The following is a 17823-nucleotide window of genomic DNA, read 5'->3' as shown; positions in this document are numbered from 1 at the left end:
CGCTCAGCCTGACATTACTATTGTCATCCTGAGCGAAGTCGAAGGCTTATGAAAACAAATCATCTGGATCCACTAAATATGATAATTTTTGTTTAAAATCGTCTTTTAAAATTGTTAAACCATATTGATACGAAGCGTTCATCCATCCAAAACCTTCTTCAGTTATATAATTAAATTCGGTTCCTACGTTTCCGTATTCAGCGAAAATTTTGTGTGAGCTTATCGATAAATCAAATTTCTCCGGAATTGTTCCGTTGTAATCCACCGCGTTTCTGGTAATGAGCCAAAGCCATCTATAGACCATTTCCTGCACTTCTTCATTAAAATTATAATTCAATAAACCTTCCCACAAAAGCATTTGATGCGGTGCCCAGCCAAACGGATAATCCCATTGGCGCATTGGTGCATTTTCATTTATACCCGCAATAGATTCTTTGGTACTTCCTGCAATTCCGCCTTTCATTTTAAATTTCGGGAGTGTCTTTTTTACCAAAATTTCGGCTTGTTCCGGCGTGCTTATTTTGGCCCAAAGCGGATAAAAAGTAGTCGCAGCATCAAAAACATGTTGCTTTTCATTCACAAAATCATAATCGAAATAAATTCCGTTTTCAGAATTCCATAATAATTTGTTTATTTTTTCTTTTCTCGAAGAAGCTTTTTGCAGCCAATATTCACTTGAAAACGATTTGTCTTCAAAATATTGAAATTCGTTTTTAAAATATTTCTGAATCAAAAAAGCAATATCCGTTTCGTACTTATAGAGTAAACTATTGATCGCAACTGTATTTAAATTGGCACAAATTCCAACTAATCTATTGGTTGTATCGTGACCGCTTTCGCGCATACTTCGATCATGAATAAAATATTTATCGAGTTCTTCATCAACCACCTCTCGTTCAAGATATTTTTTTTCAAATTCACGTGTAGATAAATTATATTTTGGAGCAAACTGTTCCAGAATATCATCAAAATGTCCTTCTTCTACCTCAAACGGAAGTCCGATTCCTTCCGCTTTATAACGATTTAAACCGTTTGCCGTAAGTCGTTTTCCCTCTTCCATCCAAACGGTTTGATATTCTTTTATAACCGTTTTTAAATGTCTTTCTATCCAAAAAATATCTGGATTTGATTTTTCTAAAACATCAATAATAAGCGAAGAATAAAGCGGCGGCTGTGTGCGGGTTAAATAATAACTTCGGTTAGCATTTAGAATTTTTCCGTAATGATCAATTTGGTATTTAAAATTTTCGGCAATGCCTAATGCAAGCTCAATTTTATCATCAATTAAAAGTCCTTTGGCAATAAAATAGCTGTCCCAGCCGTACATTTCATTGAATCTGCCGCCGGGAACCACAAACGGAACTCCCGAAATTTCATTGTTTTTTATTTGAAGTGCCAATGCCAGAATCCCCGGTTTTTTGTTCAACGATAAAACATATTCGGGCGTAATATTTTTAGGCATCTGCACCACTTTTAACTTTGGCGTTGAAGCTTCTAATTTTTTGAAATAATCAAAAACAATTTCATCTCCAAATGGCACGTACAAATAGGCAAATTCATTTTCGATTTTATCGTCTTCAAGAATTTTCTTTACGCCAATGGCATCAATTGTTCGGGTAAGACCGCTCCAATACAGGTCTTTTATTTTTCTTGAGATTCTTTTTACAGGATCTTCGGTGATTTCATTTAAGTCTATTGAAGCAAATTCGGTGTTGTTTTTCTTAGCCAAAGCCAGTTCCTGCAATAAATTCGAAAGCTGATAAGTTCCTTCAATTACTGCCGAATTTCCGTTTTCATCATTCAATAAAAAACTTTTAGGACCGTTGTCATCTATCGTAATTTTTTTATCGCCGTCAGTATCTTCCTGAGCCAATAATTTTTCGATGGTTTGAGTTATATGGAGTTTAAATTTCATCTTTTGCAGTTATTTTTTTAAGAATAAAAAAGGAGATCAATAATAAGGTCATTGGAATTAAGGTAAAATAAAAAGCTTTTTCAGGCCCTTCATTTTTAAATAACCAGCCTGTTATTCTGGAACCCAAAGTCCCGCCAAGAGCAGAAAAAATGACAATTAATCCAGTCATAGAACTTTGCAGATTTTTTGGCAGAGCACTCAACACGATGGAATTTAATAACGGATAAATGGGCGCAATAAACAATCCTATTAAAGGAAATGCGAAACCAATTAAGGGAATATCTGAAAGTGTATTGATGCTTTTTACTTCTAATCCTACTGTTTTTGGCAGTACAAATGTTACGAGAAGCATGGCAGAAATAATACAGAAACTCAACACCCAAATCCAGTTTACTTTTTTGGTTACAATACCGGCAATCATTCTTCCAATAGCTAATGAAATAGCCAAAATACTAGCCATCATAATGCTGATGTTTTCCGGAAGATGAAGCACTTTTGTGTTGAATGTGGGTAACCACGAAAGAATTCCCTGTTCAATCATTACAAATAAAAAAACGCTGATTACAAAAATAACTGTCAGCAATTTTGCCATTAATTTAAACATCTGCAGAAAATCATCTTTGAGGTTTGCTCCTGCTGCAACTTCGGTTTCTTCAAATTTTACAAAGAGCAAAAACAGAAAAGACACAAACGATAATCCTGCCAATAACCAATAAACATTTAACCATGAATTGGGATCGTTTTCGTTATTAAAAGCTGGAAATAAAAAATAAGCCAACGCAATTCCCACCATAAAAAAACCTTCAATACTGCTCATTAAAGCGTTGTGTTCTTTTTTGGTTTCGGTTACGGTTCCTATTAATGAATAAACGGAAACTTTTATCAAGGCAAACGAAACTCCAACGGTAGCAAAAAGAATTTTTGCACTGTCGAATGAGTTTCCAAAATACATAGAAATACAGGCTAAAGTAACCAAACCTAATCCTATTAACATCGCTTTTCTATAGCCTATTCTTGGTAAAAAAGAGGCTATAAAAAAGGATACAATTGCAATTGGCATGTCTTTAAAAGCTTCTAAAATACTCGCCTGAACTTCATCGACTCCGTAATTTTTCTGCGATTTTAAAATCACAATGCCTACACTGTTTAATAAAATAGCGAAGACAAAATAATTAAGGTAGAGTGAGATTTTAATTCCTATGTTTTTCATTTTTTATTTGTTTGTCTGTGCTTTGTGGTTACCGTGCAGAGACGCACTACTCTGTGCGCCTCTACAGTAACTCTATGTTGACTTATAAATTTAGAAATTAATCGCTACCGAAAATCTAAAAGCACGTCCTAAAATAGGTCTTGCCATAAACACATCGCTTGCTGCAGATGTTGTTTGTCTTGGATCTCCTTCTGTTAAACCAATTTCATTGAATAAATTCGAAGCATCGACTGCAAAACGAAGATTATTATACTTGTAACTTAATCCCGCACCTACTTCTTTGTAAGCTGGTAAAACTTGTTTGTTATCCTGATTCGTGAATTTTTTATCGAAATAAGAAAACTGAACATAAGCTGTAAAGTCTTTTGTAATATCAACTTCTGGTCTTAGGTTACAGAAAAACTTAGGGATTCTTCTTGCTGTATTTCCGTTAAAATCAAAAGTAGAACCATCTGCATTTGTTCCTGTAAAATTGTCGTATTCTGGTTTTTGAACAGTAAATGTAAAATTCAGTTTCACCATTTCGTATCTCGCATTGGCTTCTACCTCAAGACCAATATTGTTTACATCGGCAAATTTATTTTCTGAAGATCCATCAGATAAAATATCCGTGAAGGCAACATTTTTCAAATTCATGTGAAACAAATTCGCATTTACAGAGAAGAAAGAACTTGCATATTTATAGCCCAATTCAAACTGATTTACTTCTGTGTTTTCTAATTTGCTTAAATCGGCTGCGTTATCATAAAATGATTCTTCGATTGGAGATCTAAATCCGTGGCTGTAACGAACATACGAAGCCATGTTATCGTTGAATTTGTAGTTTCCTGCAGCAGTATACGACCATTCGCTTACATCATATCTCCAATATGTATAAGGATTTCCTTTTACAGTTGTAACCTTATCATCAGCCGTATTATTATCTAAAATTCCTAAATCTTCGGCAAAAAATCTGGCATTGTCTCTGTATCCTGAATATTTGTCTTTATTATATCTTAAACCTGCATTAAAAGTTAATTTGTCTGTAGCTTTAATTTCGGCATCAGCATAAACATCATTCAAAAGTCCTTTTGTCTGTGCATCTCTTTCTAACCATGTAATTCTTTCTATACCATTCCAAGTATGATTAATTCCGGTTGTATTGTCTTTTACATTTAACAATCTCGGATTATCTGAAACACCTACTAAATAAGAATTCCAGTTCCAGTATTGGTTAGATTTCCAGTTAGAATAGTAGTAACCTGCTGTTAACTGCACTGGATCTAAATCAAAAGAAAAAGAGAAATTATTAGCAAAGTTGTTCATCTTTTTCTCAATGTGCCAAAGATCTGCTCTCATAATTAAAGCGTTTGGATCAAGCGTCGCACCGTTGTCTACGTAAGTATAAGCTAAGTTCCCTGCTGTTGTATTTTGAACGCTTGTTGCATAGGCATCTTGAGTCCAAGGTCCTCCATTTGGAAAAATCGCATTGTAATTTAAATCGATATTGGTGTTTTTAAACGAATTCTTAAACGTTACTTTATCCGATATTTTCTTTTTGAATTCAGCTCCAATTGAGTTAATAATTGGATGAGAACCATCTTCTAAATCTGCGCTAAAAGTTCCTCCTCCGTATTGAGGAACATTTAAATGACTTAAATTTACCGAAGTCAATGTTCCGTAATTCGGATTAAATCCCGGAATGCCTTCTACTTTTCCGTTATTGCTTTTTAGCGGAATTGGCAAATAGAATGTATTTCTGTCGTCAAGATGTTTAAAATTCACTCTTAAATAATCGTTGTCGTCAAATTTATAGGTAATGTTTCCTTTTATTTGTCCGCCTTTATTTGCTGTAAAACCAGTATTTCTTACACCATTATCAGATCTGTAAAATCCGCCGACATTAAAAAATAATTTATCCTGAATTAAAGCGCCTGATAAATTAAGATCGGTTCTGAACATTCCATAATCTGAAGTCGTGAATTTTGCTCTTCCTTGAAAATCATTCTGACCTGTTTTAGAAATAAAGTTGATGATTCCACCCGGAGCATTGTTGGCAAAAATTGAGGCAGAACCTCCACGAACAGCTTCCATTTTGCTTACAGTTTCGTCTAATCTGTAAAATGTATCTGCATTGGCAAATTGCAAAGCTCCATCTTCAAAAACCGGTAATCCGTCTTCTTGAATTTGTACATATTCATAAGCTCCCGCAGAAGGGATTCCTCTCGCAAAAAGGTTGTTTCCAATTTCTCCTCCAGATGCTTCAACCACAAATCCCGGAATGGTCTGTAATAAAGCAGCCGTACTCGATGGCGCTCTGTCTTCGATTGCTTTTGCACCTAATGTGGTAATGGCAACGCTGGATTCTAATTTAGATCTTGGAGCAGACGAACCTGTTACTACAACTTCTTTTAAACTTTGCGATTCTCCTTCAAGAAGTAAATTCGCTTCGACTGATTCTCCTTCTTTTACAGCTATTTTTTTTTCGAAAGTTTTATACCCTACGCTCGTTGCAATAATAGTGTATGTTCCTGCTTCGATGTTTGAGAATGAATATCCTCCGTTTTCATCTGTAACGGTACTTTTTCCTGTTTCCTTAAGCGTTACATTTGCTCCCGGAACTGTCACGCCGCTATCGTCGAGTACTTTTCCAGAAACTTTGGCTGTATTTTGGGCAAACAGATTATTGGGTAAAAAAAATAGGCAAAACATTAAAAATAATGTACCTAAATAATGGTGCAGCTTTTTCATTTTTTTGTTCGGTTAGTTAGTAATTATGGTTATCACTGTCAAACTTAAAAACAAATAATAAGGAATATAAGAATTAAAAATCGAAAACGTTTTCGAAATTACCTAAAACGTTTTCGAAAATTATTTTTTCATCAATGCAGTTTATTTTTTAGTACATTTATTTCATGAATGACACAAAATTAATAGACATAGCCTCAGCATTAGGAATATCGGTTACAACGGTTTCAAAAGCGCTAAAAGGATATACAGACATTAGTAAATCGACCCGCGCCAGAGTAATCGAAATGGCCGAGACGATGAACTATATGCCTAATTCTGTTGCGGTTAATTTAAGAACCAACGAAACCAAAACTATTGGTGTCATTATTCCTGCAACTGTTCACCACTTTTTTTCGAGCGTCTTAAACGGAATTTTAGAAGAAGCCGAAAAGAGAGGTTATCTGGTTATCATATTACAATCGAACGAAAAATATGAGATGGAGAAAAAACAGCTTGCTTTATTGATTCAAAAGCGGGTTGACGGTGTTTTAATGTCACTTTCGAACGAGACCGATGATTTCTCTCATATTAATGAAGCCATTCGTAAAAACACGCCTGTTGTTTTGTTTGATAAAATTGCCAAAAGAGTAGATTGTTCTAAAGTGGTGATTAATGATGCCAAAGCGGCTTTTGATGCTGTTTCCTATCTTATTAATAAAGGTTACAAAAGAATTGCGCATTTTAGGGGTTCGTATGTGCCGCAAAATTCGATTGATCGTTTTCTTGGCTATAAAAGAGCCCTTGAAGCACACGGAATTGAGTATGATTCGAAGTTGGTTTATGTTTGCGACAACAACACTGATTTTGAGGACGGCTACGAAAATGCCCAAAAAATAATGACCGAGAATCCAGATATAGACGCCATTTTTGCCATTACCGATTTGGTTGCCATTGGCATTATAAAATATTTTAATGAGGCGGAAATCAAAACGCCGGATCAGGTGGCGGTTTTTGGTTTTAGCAACTGGTTTATGAGTACCGTTATTTCGCCTAAATTAACGACAATCGATCAGCCTGGATTTGAAATGGGACACACTGCAGTTTCTATTTTAATTGATGAAATTGCCGATATGAAAGAGCATCGGCCAATAACGCATCAAATTATAGAACTTCCAACGAGAATCATAGAACGAGAATCGACTGTAAAATGATTTTTTAGTTTTAACTTTGCCTCAATTCTTAAAAAGCATCAATGTTTCCGATTCCTGAAAATACCGATTTTTTATTGGCTGATGCCGAGAGAGAAAACTTATATTTAAGTCTGATTGAGCAGATCAACAAAGATTTTAATTTGGCCAATGAAGGAATCGATTTCCCTTTAAGTGTTTCTCCCGAAGAACTAAAAATTCAGCTGCACGAAAAAATCTACAGAATGATTCAGTACAAATTTGCTGAATACTTAAATCTGCTTTATATCATTGATGTTTCTGAAAACGAAATCAAAAAACTAGATGGTTCTGATTTAGTAATCTTGGCTGAACAGGTTGCTTTTCTGATTTTAAAAAGAGAATGGCAAAAGGTTTGGTTTAGGAATTATTATAAGTAAAGGTACTGAGGGGCTAAGGTTCTAAGTTTTTTTATCATTGGAACGAACGATATTATGTAATTTATCTAATTCCTCAAAAAGTCCAAAATACTGGGTATCAATTTCACTTCCGATAATTTGGAAACGACCACATTTAAAACAGATTTTTGCTATCCCAATTGTCTTTTCTTTCTTTTTGAAGATAAAAATATCCCGATATTCAGGAACACAGGCATAAGCACTCATTTGTAGCGAATCTTTTTGACTGAATACATTTTCAATTTCCTTTTGCTGCTTAATAGTAAGATTCGATTTCTTATAATTATGACTTATCAAAATTTCTTCAAAATCTCTTTTAGGAATACTATCAGGAAAATATCCCATAAATAAATCTTCAAACTCTTGATGTTTTTTTGATTTTTTACTTTTTTCCTCAAAATCAATTATACTTTCAAGAGTATAATCCACAAAATAATGATTGATTTCATCCGAATCAAAAAAAGGTCGCAACTCTTTTTTTGCAACCATTTCCTCTTTATTATCAACATCTGACTTCTTAGAATTGTTACAGCCCAAAGCCATAATTACTGTAATTATAAAAATAATCTTCTTCAAATTTCTGCATTTAAAAACTTAGAATCTCAGCATCTCAGCGCCTTAGCATCTTTAAAAATAAACTCTCACAAAAGGCATAAATCCAGATCCGTAAAGACTTCTGTCTGGATCATACAAAACATCGTATCGTGCGCCAATGGTAACACTTCCGGTTCTGTAACCAGCACCAAGATACAACGCAGTATTCCAATAATTATCAGAATAACTTGGTCTGTATGGAGTCGAGTCATAATCTGTATTTACCCTTACCTGCTCTAACTCTGCAGACAATTGAATTTCTGGAATCGGGTTTACAAGTGTAACTAAACTTCCTCCATAAACGAATGAATCGTAATAATTTTTAGATGATAAATAGCCAAATTGCAATCCTACACCAACCGATACAATTGGGTTGACATTGTAAATTGCACTTGGCATTACAGAAATATCGGTATAACCTGAACCAATTCCAACACCAAGTCCGCCTCCAAATTGAACCTTGTCCCAAAAATGATTACTGTTATCTATAACATACTTCTGCTGTGCAAATGTAAAACTGGAAAACAAGACTGCTATAATCACAAAAAAAGATCTGCAATCGATTGAAAATTGAATTTTATTCATAGTTAAGTCTATTTTTAACAAATTTTTACGTAAAAGTACGTAAAAAAAAGATTTAAATAAAGGCGATTGTTGTACTTTTGCCATTCTATTTAACAAAAAGTATATTCACTAATATTATGGATAGGTTTTCATTTTTAAATGCAGCGCATACAGAGTTTTTCGCACAATTATACGATCAATATTTAGTAAACCCAGACAGCGTAGAGCCAAGCTGGAGAAGTTTTTTTCAAGGTTTTGACTTTGGACAGACGGTTTATAATGACGAAAATCCAGTTCAACAGATTGTTGAATATGTGACTAGCGGCAACGCAGACTGCAGTTTGGTTTCAGAAAAACTGCAAAAAGAATTCAACGTACTAAAATTAATTGACGGATACCGTACTCGCGGACACTTGTTTACAAAAACAAACCCTGTTCGTGACCGTAGAACTTCATCTCCAACTTTAGACATCGAAAATTTCGGATTATCAACTGCTGATCTTTCTACTGTTTTTGATGCTGCACAAACAATTGGAATGACACCTTCTTCATTGCAGGATATCGTAAATCGTCTTCAAGCTATTTACTGCCAGCATATTGGTATTGAGTATATGTATATCAGAAATCCTGGCGTTGTAAAATGGATTCAAGATAAATTAGCTGTAAATGTTAATCAGCCTAATTTCTCTACAGAAGAAAAGAAAACAATCTTAAATAAATTAAATCAAGCTGTTTCTTTCGAGAACTTCCTTCATACTAAATATGTTGGACAAAAACGTTTCTCATTAGAAGGTGGTGAATCTATCATTCCGGCTCTTGACGCTTTGATCGAGCAAGCTGCTGAAAAAGGTGTTGAACAATTCGTAATGGGAATGGCTCACCGTGGTCGTTTGAACGTTTTAGCAAACATCTTCGGAAAATCGACTCAGGATATTTTTGGTGAGTTTGACGGTAAAGATTACGATCAAGAATATTTTGACGGTGACGTAAAATACCACTTAGGTCTTACGGCTGACAAAAAAACAAGATCAGGAAAAAGCATCAACATCAATTTAGCACCAAACCCTTCTCACTTAGAGACTGTTGGAGCTGTAATTGAAGGTATTACAAGAGCAAAACAAGATAAATATTATGCTGATGATTTCTCAAAAGTATTGCCTATCGCTGTACACGGAGATGCTGCAATCGCAGGACAAGGTATCTTGTATGAGATCATTCAGATGGCACAACTTGACGGTTACAAAACTGGAGGAACAATCCATATTGTAATCAACAACCAAGTTGGATTTACAACTAACTACTTAGACGCTCGTTCATCTACTTACTGTACAGACGTTGCTAAAGTAACTTTATCTCCAGTATTGCACGTAAATGCTGATGATGCTGAAGCTGTTGTACATGCTGTATCTTTTGCATTAGATTATAGAATGCAGTTTGGACGTGACGTATTTATTGATTTATTAGGATACAGAAAATACGGTCATAACGAAGGTGACGAACCTCGTTTTACACAGCCGGTATTATATAAAATCATCGCTAAACATAAAAACCCAAGAGACATTTACGCAGAGAAATTACTTTCTGACGGCGTAATCGATGCCTCTTATGTAAATGGTTTAGAAAAAGAATACAAATCTGCTTTAGAAGAAAACTTAGAAGCTTCTCGTAAAAAAGACTTAACAATCATTACTCCATTCATGAAAAACGAATGGGATGGATTTGTTCAAGTAACAGATACACAAATGTTAGAGAAAGTAGATACTACTTTTGACAAAAAAGGATTAGATTCTATCATCAATACCATCTCAACATTACCATCAGACAAAAAGTTCATCAATAAAATAAGTAAAATTGTTACTGATAGAAAAACAGGATATGACAATAATACTCTTGATTGGGGAACTGCAGAAGCTCTTGCTTACGGATCACTTTTAACAGAAGGATTTGATATTCGTATTTCTGGTCAAGACGTAGAGCGTGGTACATTCTCTCACCGTCATGCTGTAGTTAAAGTTGAAGATTCTGAAGAAGAAGTAATCCTATTGAATTCTATTGAAAACAAAAAAGGAAAATTCGGTGTATTCAACTCTCTTTTATCAGAGTATGGTGTTCTTGGTTTTGATTACGGATACGCATTAGCCAATCCAAAAGCATTAACTATTTGGGAAGCGCAATTTGGAGATTTCTCTAACGGAGCTCAAATTATGATTGACCAATACATTTCTTGTGGTGAAGATAAATGGAACAACCAAAATGGTATTGTTTTATTATTACCTCATGGATATGAAGGACAAGGTGCTGAGCACTCTTCTGCAAGAATGGAGCGTTACTTACAACTTTGCGCAAGACATAATATGTATGTTGCCGATTGTACAACGCCAGCAAACTTCTTCCACTTATTGAGAAGACAAATGAAAACGAATTTCCGTAAACCATTAGTTGTTTTCTCTCCAAAAAGTTTATTACGTGATCCAAGATGCGTATCTACAGTTGATGAGTTAGCAAACGGAAGTTTCCAAGAAACAATTGATGACAATGCAGTAGATAAAAAGAAAGTGAAAACGTTAGTATTTGTTACTGGTAAATTCTACTATGACATCGTTGCAGAAAGAGAAAACAACGGAAGAAATGATGTTGCAGTTGTTCGTATCGAGCAATTATTCCCTTTCCCAGTTGAGCAGATCAAAGAAATCATTGCAAAATATCCAAATGCTGATGATTATGTTTGGGCTCAGGAAGAACCTAAAAACATGGGAGCTTACAGCTTTATGTTAATGAACTTTGATCTAGTAAAATGGAGATTAGCATCATTAAAAGCATACTCTGCTCCAGCATCAGGAAGTTACACACGTGCAAAACGTCGTCACGCAGATGCAATTAGAATGGTATTCGATAAAAATTTATTCAGATAAAAAATTAGTTTAACGTTTAAGAATTAAAGACCAGCCAAACTCTCTAAATCTTAAGCAATACAAACCTTAAACAAAAACAAAGATGATTTTAGAAATGAAAGTCCCATCACCAGGGGAATCAATAAAAGAAGTTGAAATTGCAACTTGGTTAGTAAAAGACGGAGATTATGTAGAAAAAGATCAAGCTATTGCTGAAGTTGATTCAGATAAAGCTACTCTTGAATTACCTGCTGAAATGAGCGGAGTTATTACGCTAAAAGCTGAAGAAGGTGATACAGTAGCAGTAGGCGCTGTAGTTTGTTTAATTGATACTGATGCAGCAAAACCTGCAGGTGGCGCATCAGCGGCTCCAGCAGCTGAAGCTCCAAAAGCTGAGGCACCAAAGGCAGAAGCTCCAAAAGCGGCACCGGCTCCAGCAGCAGCTCCGGCAGCAACAAGTTATGCAGCTGGAACTCCATCTCCTGCAGCAAGAAAAATATTAGACGAAAAAAACATTGCTCCTGCAACAGTTTCTGGAACTGGAAAAGGTGGAAGAATCACTAAAGATGATGCTGTAAATGCAGTACCTTCTATGGGAACTCCAACTGGAGGAAGCCGTGGAACTGAACGTACAAAATTATCTATGTTACGTCGTAAAGTAGCAGAAAGATTAGTTTCGGCTAAAAACGAAACGGCTATGCTTACTACTTTCAACGAAGTAAACATGACACCAATCAACCAAATTCGTAATGAATACAAAGATGCTTTCAAAGCAAAACATGGTGGTTTAGGTTTAGGTTTCATGTCATTCTTTACAAAAGCAGTTACTAGAGCTTTACAATTATACCCAGATGTTAACTCAATGATGGATGGTGACTACAAAATCGCTTATGATTTTGCTGATATCTCTATCGCAGTTTCTGGACCAAAAGGATTAATGGTTCCTGTTGTTCGTAATGCTGAACTATTAACTTTCCGTGGAATTGAAGCTGAAATTAAAAGATTAGCTTTAAGAGCTCGTGATGGTCAAATTACTGTTGACGATATGACTGGAGGAACTTTTACAATCACAAATGGTGGTGTTTTTGGAAGTATGTTATCAACTCCAATCATCAACCCTCCTCAATCAGGAATTTTAGGAATGCACAACATTATTGAGCGTCCGATTGCTGTAAACGGAAAAGTTGAAATTCACCCAATGATGTATGTTGCTCTTTCTTACGACCACAGAATTATCGATGGACGTGAGTCTGTTGGTTTCTTAGTTGCTGTAAAAGAAGCATTAGAAAATCCATTAGAATTATTAATGAATGGCGATGCTAAACGTGCTTTAGAATTGTAATTTCATTATTTTTTAATAAAATCAAAAAGCCTGTTCATTTATTTGAACAGGCTTTTTTTCTTACTATTAGCTTAAATCTTGCTTAAGGTGTTAATTTTTTACAGAAATGGAAATTTTGACCTTTAAAAAAGATTTAATTTAGAATAAATAAAAATAACTTGTGTAGTTGCTCATCAGTGTTTAAATTTGCGCTATTAAAATCAATTCTAAATAGTAATGAAATATAAATTCACAATTTCTCTTTTGAGCTTTTGTTTTTTTCTTCTGGCAAGCGTAACTATCTCAGCACAAGAAAAAGCAACTGTAAAGGGAAAAATCACAGTAAGCAGCGACGATTCTGCAGAAGCAATTTCAATTGCTTTAAAAGGAACTAGATTTGGGACAATTACTGATGAAAATGGTAATTATAAAATCAAAAATGTAAAACCAGGAACATACACTTTAAAAGTTTCGGCTATTGGATATTCATCAATAGAGAAAAAAATAACAGTTAATGCAGGTGAAGAGCTGACAGCAAACTTTAACATCACCTCAAACTCTGAAGAATTAACTGAAGTTGTGGTAAATGGCAGAAAAAATCGTTTTGTTCGTAAAGATAACCAACAGGTATCAAGATTACCTCTTAAAAATCTTGAAAATCCACAAGTATATACTACGATTACAGGAGAATTATTAAAAGAACAAGTTGTAACTAATTTTGATGATGCTTTAAAAAATGCATCTGGTATTACACCGCTTTGGGCTGCAACAGGACGTGCCGGAGACGGAGCCGCTTATTACTCTTTAAGAGGATTCCCGGTTCAGCCAACAATGGTTAATGGTTTACCTGGTTTAACAAACGGAAGTTTAGATCCAGCCAATATTGACAGAATTGAAATTATCAGAGGACCATCAGGAACTTTGTTTGGAAGCAGTTTGATCTCTTACGGAGGTTTAATTAATACCACTACAAAAAGACCTTATAAAACATTTGGAGGAGAAGTAAATTACACAACCGGAAGCTATGGTTTACACCGTGCAGTTGTAGATTTAAACACACCTCTTAATGATAAAAAGACTTTAAACTTCAGAGTAAATTCAGCTTACAGTAAACAAGAAAGTTTTCAGGATGCAGGTTTCAAAGAATCTTATTTTATAGCACCTTCGTTATCTTATGAAGTAAATGATAGATTATCATTCTTAGTGAACACTGAATTTATGAGCAGCGAAGCTACAAACCCAACTATGTTGTTTTTAGATAGAGGGAATCCATTAAGAGTTCATAATATTAAAGAGTTAAATTACGACAATAAACGTTCTTACACGAGTAATGAACTAACAATGAAAACTCCTTCATACAATATTCAGGCTCAAATGAATTATAAACTTTCTGAGCAATGGAGTTCTCAAACTGTGTTTTCTACTAGTTCAGCAAAATCACAAGGAAATTATACTTATTTATACGAAGGTACAAGTAACCCTCTTTTCAAATCACTTAAAGATGGAATTGTATTAGGCAGACAATTTACAGATCAGGACAATCAAAATATAACAACAGATATCCAGCAGAACTTTAATGGTGATTTCAAAATTGGAAATTTCAGAAACAGAATCGTTGTAGGCTTTGATTATTTCAAAAGAACATCTTCTGATCGCAGTTCAGGATATGTTGCAAATGGTCTTGTGTACATTGGAAATGACTTACAAACGTTTAACAACATTATTGGAAAACAAACAAACGGAGATTCTGGAGATTTAACAAAAGCAGGATCAGACGCTCTTATTGCAAACAGTCCAAGAAATAACAATAACACAAAACAAGAAGTTTATAGCGCTTACGTTTCTGACGTCATCAACTTTACACCTGCATTTTCTGCAATGTTAAGTTTACGTGCTGACCGTTTCATGAATGCCAAAAATGAAGGATACAACCAAACTGCTTTTTCTCCAAAATTAGGATTAGTGTATCAGCCAATTTTAGACAAAGTTTCCATTTTTGCTAATTACATGAATGGATTCGTAAACGTTGCTCCGGGACAAAACCGTATTTCGAATGTAACAACACCGGTTATATTTAATCCTGAGCGTGCCAACCAATTTGAAGTTGGAACTAAATTGAACCTGTTTAAAGACAAACTATACGCTACTTTCAGCTATTATGATATCCAAGTTTCTGATAAAGTTTATGTAATAGAAACTCCTTATATAGATCCTGCAGATCCAACAGCTGAATTGCCAAACGATCAGACTTCATATCAAAATGGAGCTCAGAGAAATAAAGGTTTTGAAGCAGAGTTTGTTGCAAACCCAATTAATGGTTTAAATATTGTTTTAGGGTACAGTTATAATGATGCTGTTTTAACAAAAGGAGATCCGGATTTTGTAGGACACAGATCTGAAGATTCAGGACCAAGAAACCTGGCAAACCTTTGGGCTAGTTACAAATTTACAAACGGGTTACTTAGAGGTTTTGGTTTAGGCTTTGGAGGAAATTATGTTGGTGATAACATGATCATGAACAGAAATCTTGCAGGAACATTTACAATACCAGCCTATACAGCTTTAAATTCATCGCTGTTTTACAATGTTGAAAAATTTACAATCACACTTAAATTAAACAACATTACAAACAAAGAAATATATGATGGATGGTCAACAGTACATCCAAAAGATGCCAGAGCTTTGATCGCAAGTTTCTCTTATAGATTCTAATAAACAAATAACAAAACACCTTTCGGTTAAAGCGAAAGGTGTTTTTTAAAATTCTATGAAATTATGATAACAATAGCCAGTCTTATCGTTTTTTTAGCTTTTTATACACTTTATTACACCTCAAAAAGAGCCGTTTTATCTTATGATTTAGGTTTTGAAAAATGGATGAAAAAAAATCCAAAGCAAACCAAAATTACGGGATTAGTTCTTTTAGTTACTGCTTATGCAATGTGGCTATTTACACAATCACTTTGCTGTGGAACTTTGATGTTTTTCATTCAATTAATGACAATTGGAAGTCTTATTATCATTCTTGCACCATTAAAAAAAGTAAACAGCAAAGCACTAATAGCTGTACTAATTATTATTGCTCTATTAGAATTTTATTATTATTAAACCATAACTAACCAATGCCAGCAAACTCAAAATATTTAACCCCTGCATTTTGGCCGCGTTTTGCCAAAATAACTGCCGCAATACTTGGCGGTTATCTTGTTTCTACAACATTTCATTTAGCATTAGCATCATGGTTTAGTCGCCCTGAAGTATTAATGACAATGGCTTTTAGCGGATTCATACTTTGGGTTGTTTTAATGATTGTTGCATTTTTAGCAAAAAGCGGATGGAAAATCTGGGGCATTTACATTTTACTTTCCTTAGTTTTTTCTCTACTTATTTATCTTGGTCAAACTTATAATCCAGCAGTGTAATTACCTATGAACAATCGTCATTATAATATCTATTTTCATACACATACTGTCAGCGGTATTGTTATCAGCGTTGTACTTTTTGTGATCTTTTTCGCGGGGTCCTTTTCTTTTTTTAGAGATGAAATCATCAATTGGGAAAGAAGTGAATCTACCGCTGTTACAAGCGAAATCAAATTAAACTACAATAGCGCTTTAAAAAATCTTGACAAAAAACACGTTTTACACGGAAGAAATATTACCATATCTAAACCATCTGTTCAAAATAGAGTTGCGGTTTATATGGAAGGCACCAAAGATACTTTGGCTCCAGCCAAACAAAAAGAAGGATCATTCTTTTATCTGGATAATAAAAACTTTAAATCATTCACTTACGAAGAGTCTTATTCTCTAGGAGAATTTTTATATCGTCTTCATTTCCTTGCGCAGATTCCTTATCCAGTTGGATACTATCTTTCAGGATTTACAGCTTTGTTTTTCTTATTTGCAATCATAACAGGTCTTTTATTACATTGGAACAAAATTGTTTCTAATTTTTACATTTTCCGTCCAAAGGAAAAATTAAAAACATTATGGACAGATGCACATACGGCATTAGGAATGATCGGACTTCCGTTTCAATTTGTTTATGCTGTAACAGGTGCTTTTTTTATGATTAAGCTTTTAATTGTGGCACCCGCTGTAATGACATTATACAAAGGCGATCAGGATAAATTATACAAAGAATTAGAGTATAACGATCCTGATTATAAATTCGACAATAAAAAATTAGCCACACCTTTTGACATCAATAAATTAGTTGCTAAAGCAAAAAGCAACTGGTCTGATTTTGAGATTACACGAGTGTTTATTCAAAACTACGGCGATGCAAACATGCATGTTTTAGTAGAAGGCGAATTACCAAATCATAAAAAATTCACTGGAATTGGAAAAGTGGTTTACCGTATTTCTGACGGAAAAGAAATCGCCAGAAAAAATCCAGTTACACAAACCACTTACATTGATGTTGTAAAAAATGTTTTATATCGCATTCATTATGGCGACTACGGAGGATATGCCCTAAAAATAGTAAGCTTCGTTCTAGGTATAATAACTTGTTTTGTAATTATTTCAGGAGTTATGATTTGGCTGGTAGCCAGACAAAAAAATAATTTACCTGAAAAGAAAAGACGTTTTAACGCAGCAGTTGTTCGCATTTATCTGGCTATTTGCTTAAGCATGTACCCAATCACGGCACTTGCTTTTATCGTGGTAAAAGTTTTTTATCCATTAACTAAAGACAATCTTTTTCTTGTTTATTTTGGAGGATGGTTATTGCTTACAATATTCTTTATCATTAAAAAGAATGATGCTTTCACTAATAAATTCTGCCTAATCTCAGGAAGTATTTTAGGGTTTTTAATTCCAATGACAAACGGAATTGTTTCTGGAAATTGGTTTTGGAATTCGTTTATGGAAAACAAAATCCAAATCTTTTTCATCGATATTTTCTGGATTGTTCTAGCTTCTATAACTCTTTATACGGCTTATCATTTAAAACCTAAAAAGGTGACAGTCTAAAAATTAGCTTAAATAA

General features: G+C 34.4%; 13 protein-coding genes. 8 read left to right on the top strand and 5 right to left on the bottom strand.

All coding sequences use genetic code 11. From position 1 onward, the window contains the following. Positions 1–46: 46 nt before the first annotated feature. From BOW57_RS01685 to BOW57_RS01675, 3 genes are all read right to left on the bottom strand, one after another. The gene (locus BOW57_RS01685; protein ID WP_129052822.1) at positions 47–1915 is read right to left on the bottom strand and encodes an alpha,alpha-trehalase; all 1869 of its coding nucleotides are present in this window, start codon (positions 1913–1915) and stop codon (positions 47–49) included. Next, positions 1905–3125, bottom strand: a complete 1221-nt coding sequence (locus BOW57_RS01680) for a sugar MFS transporter (protein ID WP_129052821.1) — start codon at positions 3123–3125, stop codon at positions 1905–1907. The genes BOW57_RS01685 and BOW57_RS01680 overlap by 11 nt, the downstream gene beginning before the upstream one ends. A gap of 90 nt (positions 3126–3215) precedes the next feature. Beyond that, the gene (locus BOW57_RS01675) at positions 3216–5855 is read right to left on the bottom strand and encodes a TonB-dependent receptor (RefSeq protein ID WP_129052820.1); all 2640 of its coding nucleotides are present in this window, start codon (positions 5853–5855) and stop codon (positions 3216–3218) included. 164 nt (positions 5856–6019) lie between these two features. Here BOW57_RS01675 and BOW57_RS01670 point away from each other — a divergent pair, with 164 nt between their 5' ends. Together BOW57_RS01670 and BOW57_RS01665 are read left to right on the top strand one after the other, a co-directional pair. Then, positions 6020–7045: a LacI family DNA-binding transcriptional regulator gene (locus tag BOW57_RS01670; RefSeq protein WP_129052819.1), complete on the top strand. Its 1026-nt coding sequence runs from the start codon at positions 6020–6022 to the stop codon at positions 7043–7045. Between the two features lie 41 nt (positions 7046–7086). Next, positions 7087–7440, top strand: coding sequence for a hypothetical protein (locus BOW57_RS01665; RefSeq protein WP_089053706.1), 354 nt, complete (start codon positions 7087–7089; stop codon positions 7438–7440). Between the two features lie 21 nt (positions 7441–7461). Here the strand turns inward: BOW57_RS01665 and BOW57_RS01660 are convergent, their stop codons facing one another. After that, positions 7462–8034 carry a hypothetical protein gene (locus BOW57_RS01660; protein ID WP_129052818.1) on the bottom strand — a complete coding sequence of 191 codons (573 nt, stop codon included), beginning with the start codon at positions 8032–8034 and terminating at the stop codon, positions 7462–7464. A gap of 51 nt (positions 8035–8085) precedes the next feature. Next, entirely contained in the window at positions 8086–8637 is a 552-nt protein-coding gene (locus tag BOW57_RS01655) for a hypothetical protein (RefSeq protein WP_129022552.1), read from the bottom strand. Between the two features lie 116 nt (positions 8638–8753). Between BOW57_RS01655 and BOW57_RS01650 the strand changes: the two genes are divergently transcribed. The 6 genes from BOW57_RS01650 to BOW57_RS01625 all read left to right on the top strand — a co-directional run bounded on the left by BOW57_RS01650 (position 8754) and on the right by BOW57_RS01625 (position 17807). Next, positions 8754–11528, top strand: a complete 2775-nt coding sequence (locus BOW57_RS01650; RefSeq protein ID WP_129052817.1) for a 2-oxoglutarate dehydrogenase E1 component — start codon at positions 8754–8756, stop codon at positions 11526–11528. Positions 11529–11610: 82 nt separating this feature from the next. Beyond that, positions 11611–12849, top strand: coding sequence for a 2-oxoglutarate dehydrogenase complex dihydrolipoyllysine-residue succinyltransferase (odhB, locus tag BOW57_RS01645; RefSeq protein WP_129052816.1), 1239 nt, complete (start codon positions 11611–11613; stop codon positions 12847–12849). A gap of 216 nt (positions 12850–13065) precedes the next feature. Continuing rightward, positions 13066–15540, top strand: coding sequence for a TonB-dependent receptor (locus BOW57_RS01640; protein WP_129052815.1), 2475 nt, complete (start codon positions 13066–13068; stop codon positions 15538–15540). Positions 15541–15603: 63 nt separating this feature from the next. After that, complete coding sequence (locus BOW57_RS01635; RefSeq protein ID WP_129052814.1) at positions 15604–15936, top strand: hypothetical protein; 333 nt, start codon at positions 15604–15606, stop codon at positions 15934–15936. Positions 15937–15950: 14 nt separating this feature from the next. Beyond that, entirely contained in the window at positions 15951–16250 is a 300-nt protein-coding gene (locus BOW57_RS01630; protein ID WP_089053700.1) for a hypothetical protein, read from the top strand. Positions 16251–16256: 6 nt separating this feature from the next. Beyond that, positions 16257–17807 (top strand): PepSY domain-containing protein, encoded by a 1551-nt coding sequence (locus tag BOW57_RS01625; protein WP_129052813.1) that lies wholly within the window; start codon positions 16257–16259, stop codon positions 17805–17807. Positions 17808–17823 lie beyond the last annotated feature (16 nt).

Source organism: Flavobacterium sp. YO64 (assembly GCF_004119505.1).
GTDB lineage: Bacteria > Bacteroidota > Bacteroidia > Flavobacteriales > Flavobacteriaceae > Flavobacterium > Flavobacterium oncorhynchi.
The sequence above is the reverse complement of the archived record's forward strand: the minus strand, read 5'-3'. Positions and strand labels throughout refer to the sequence as shown.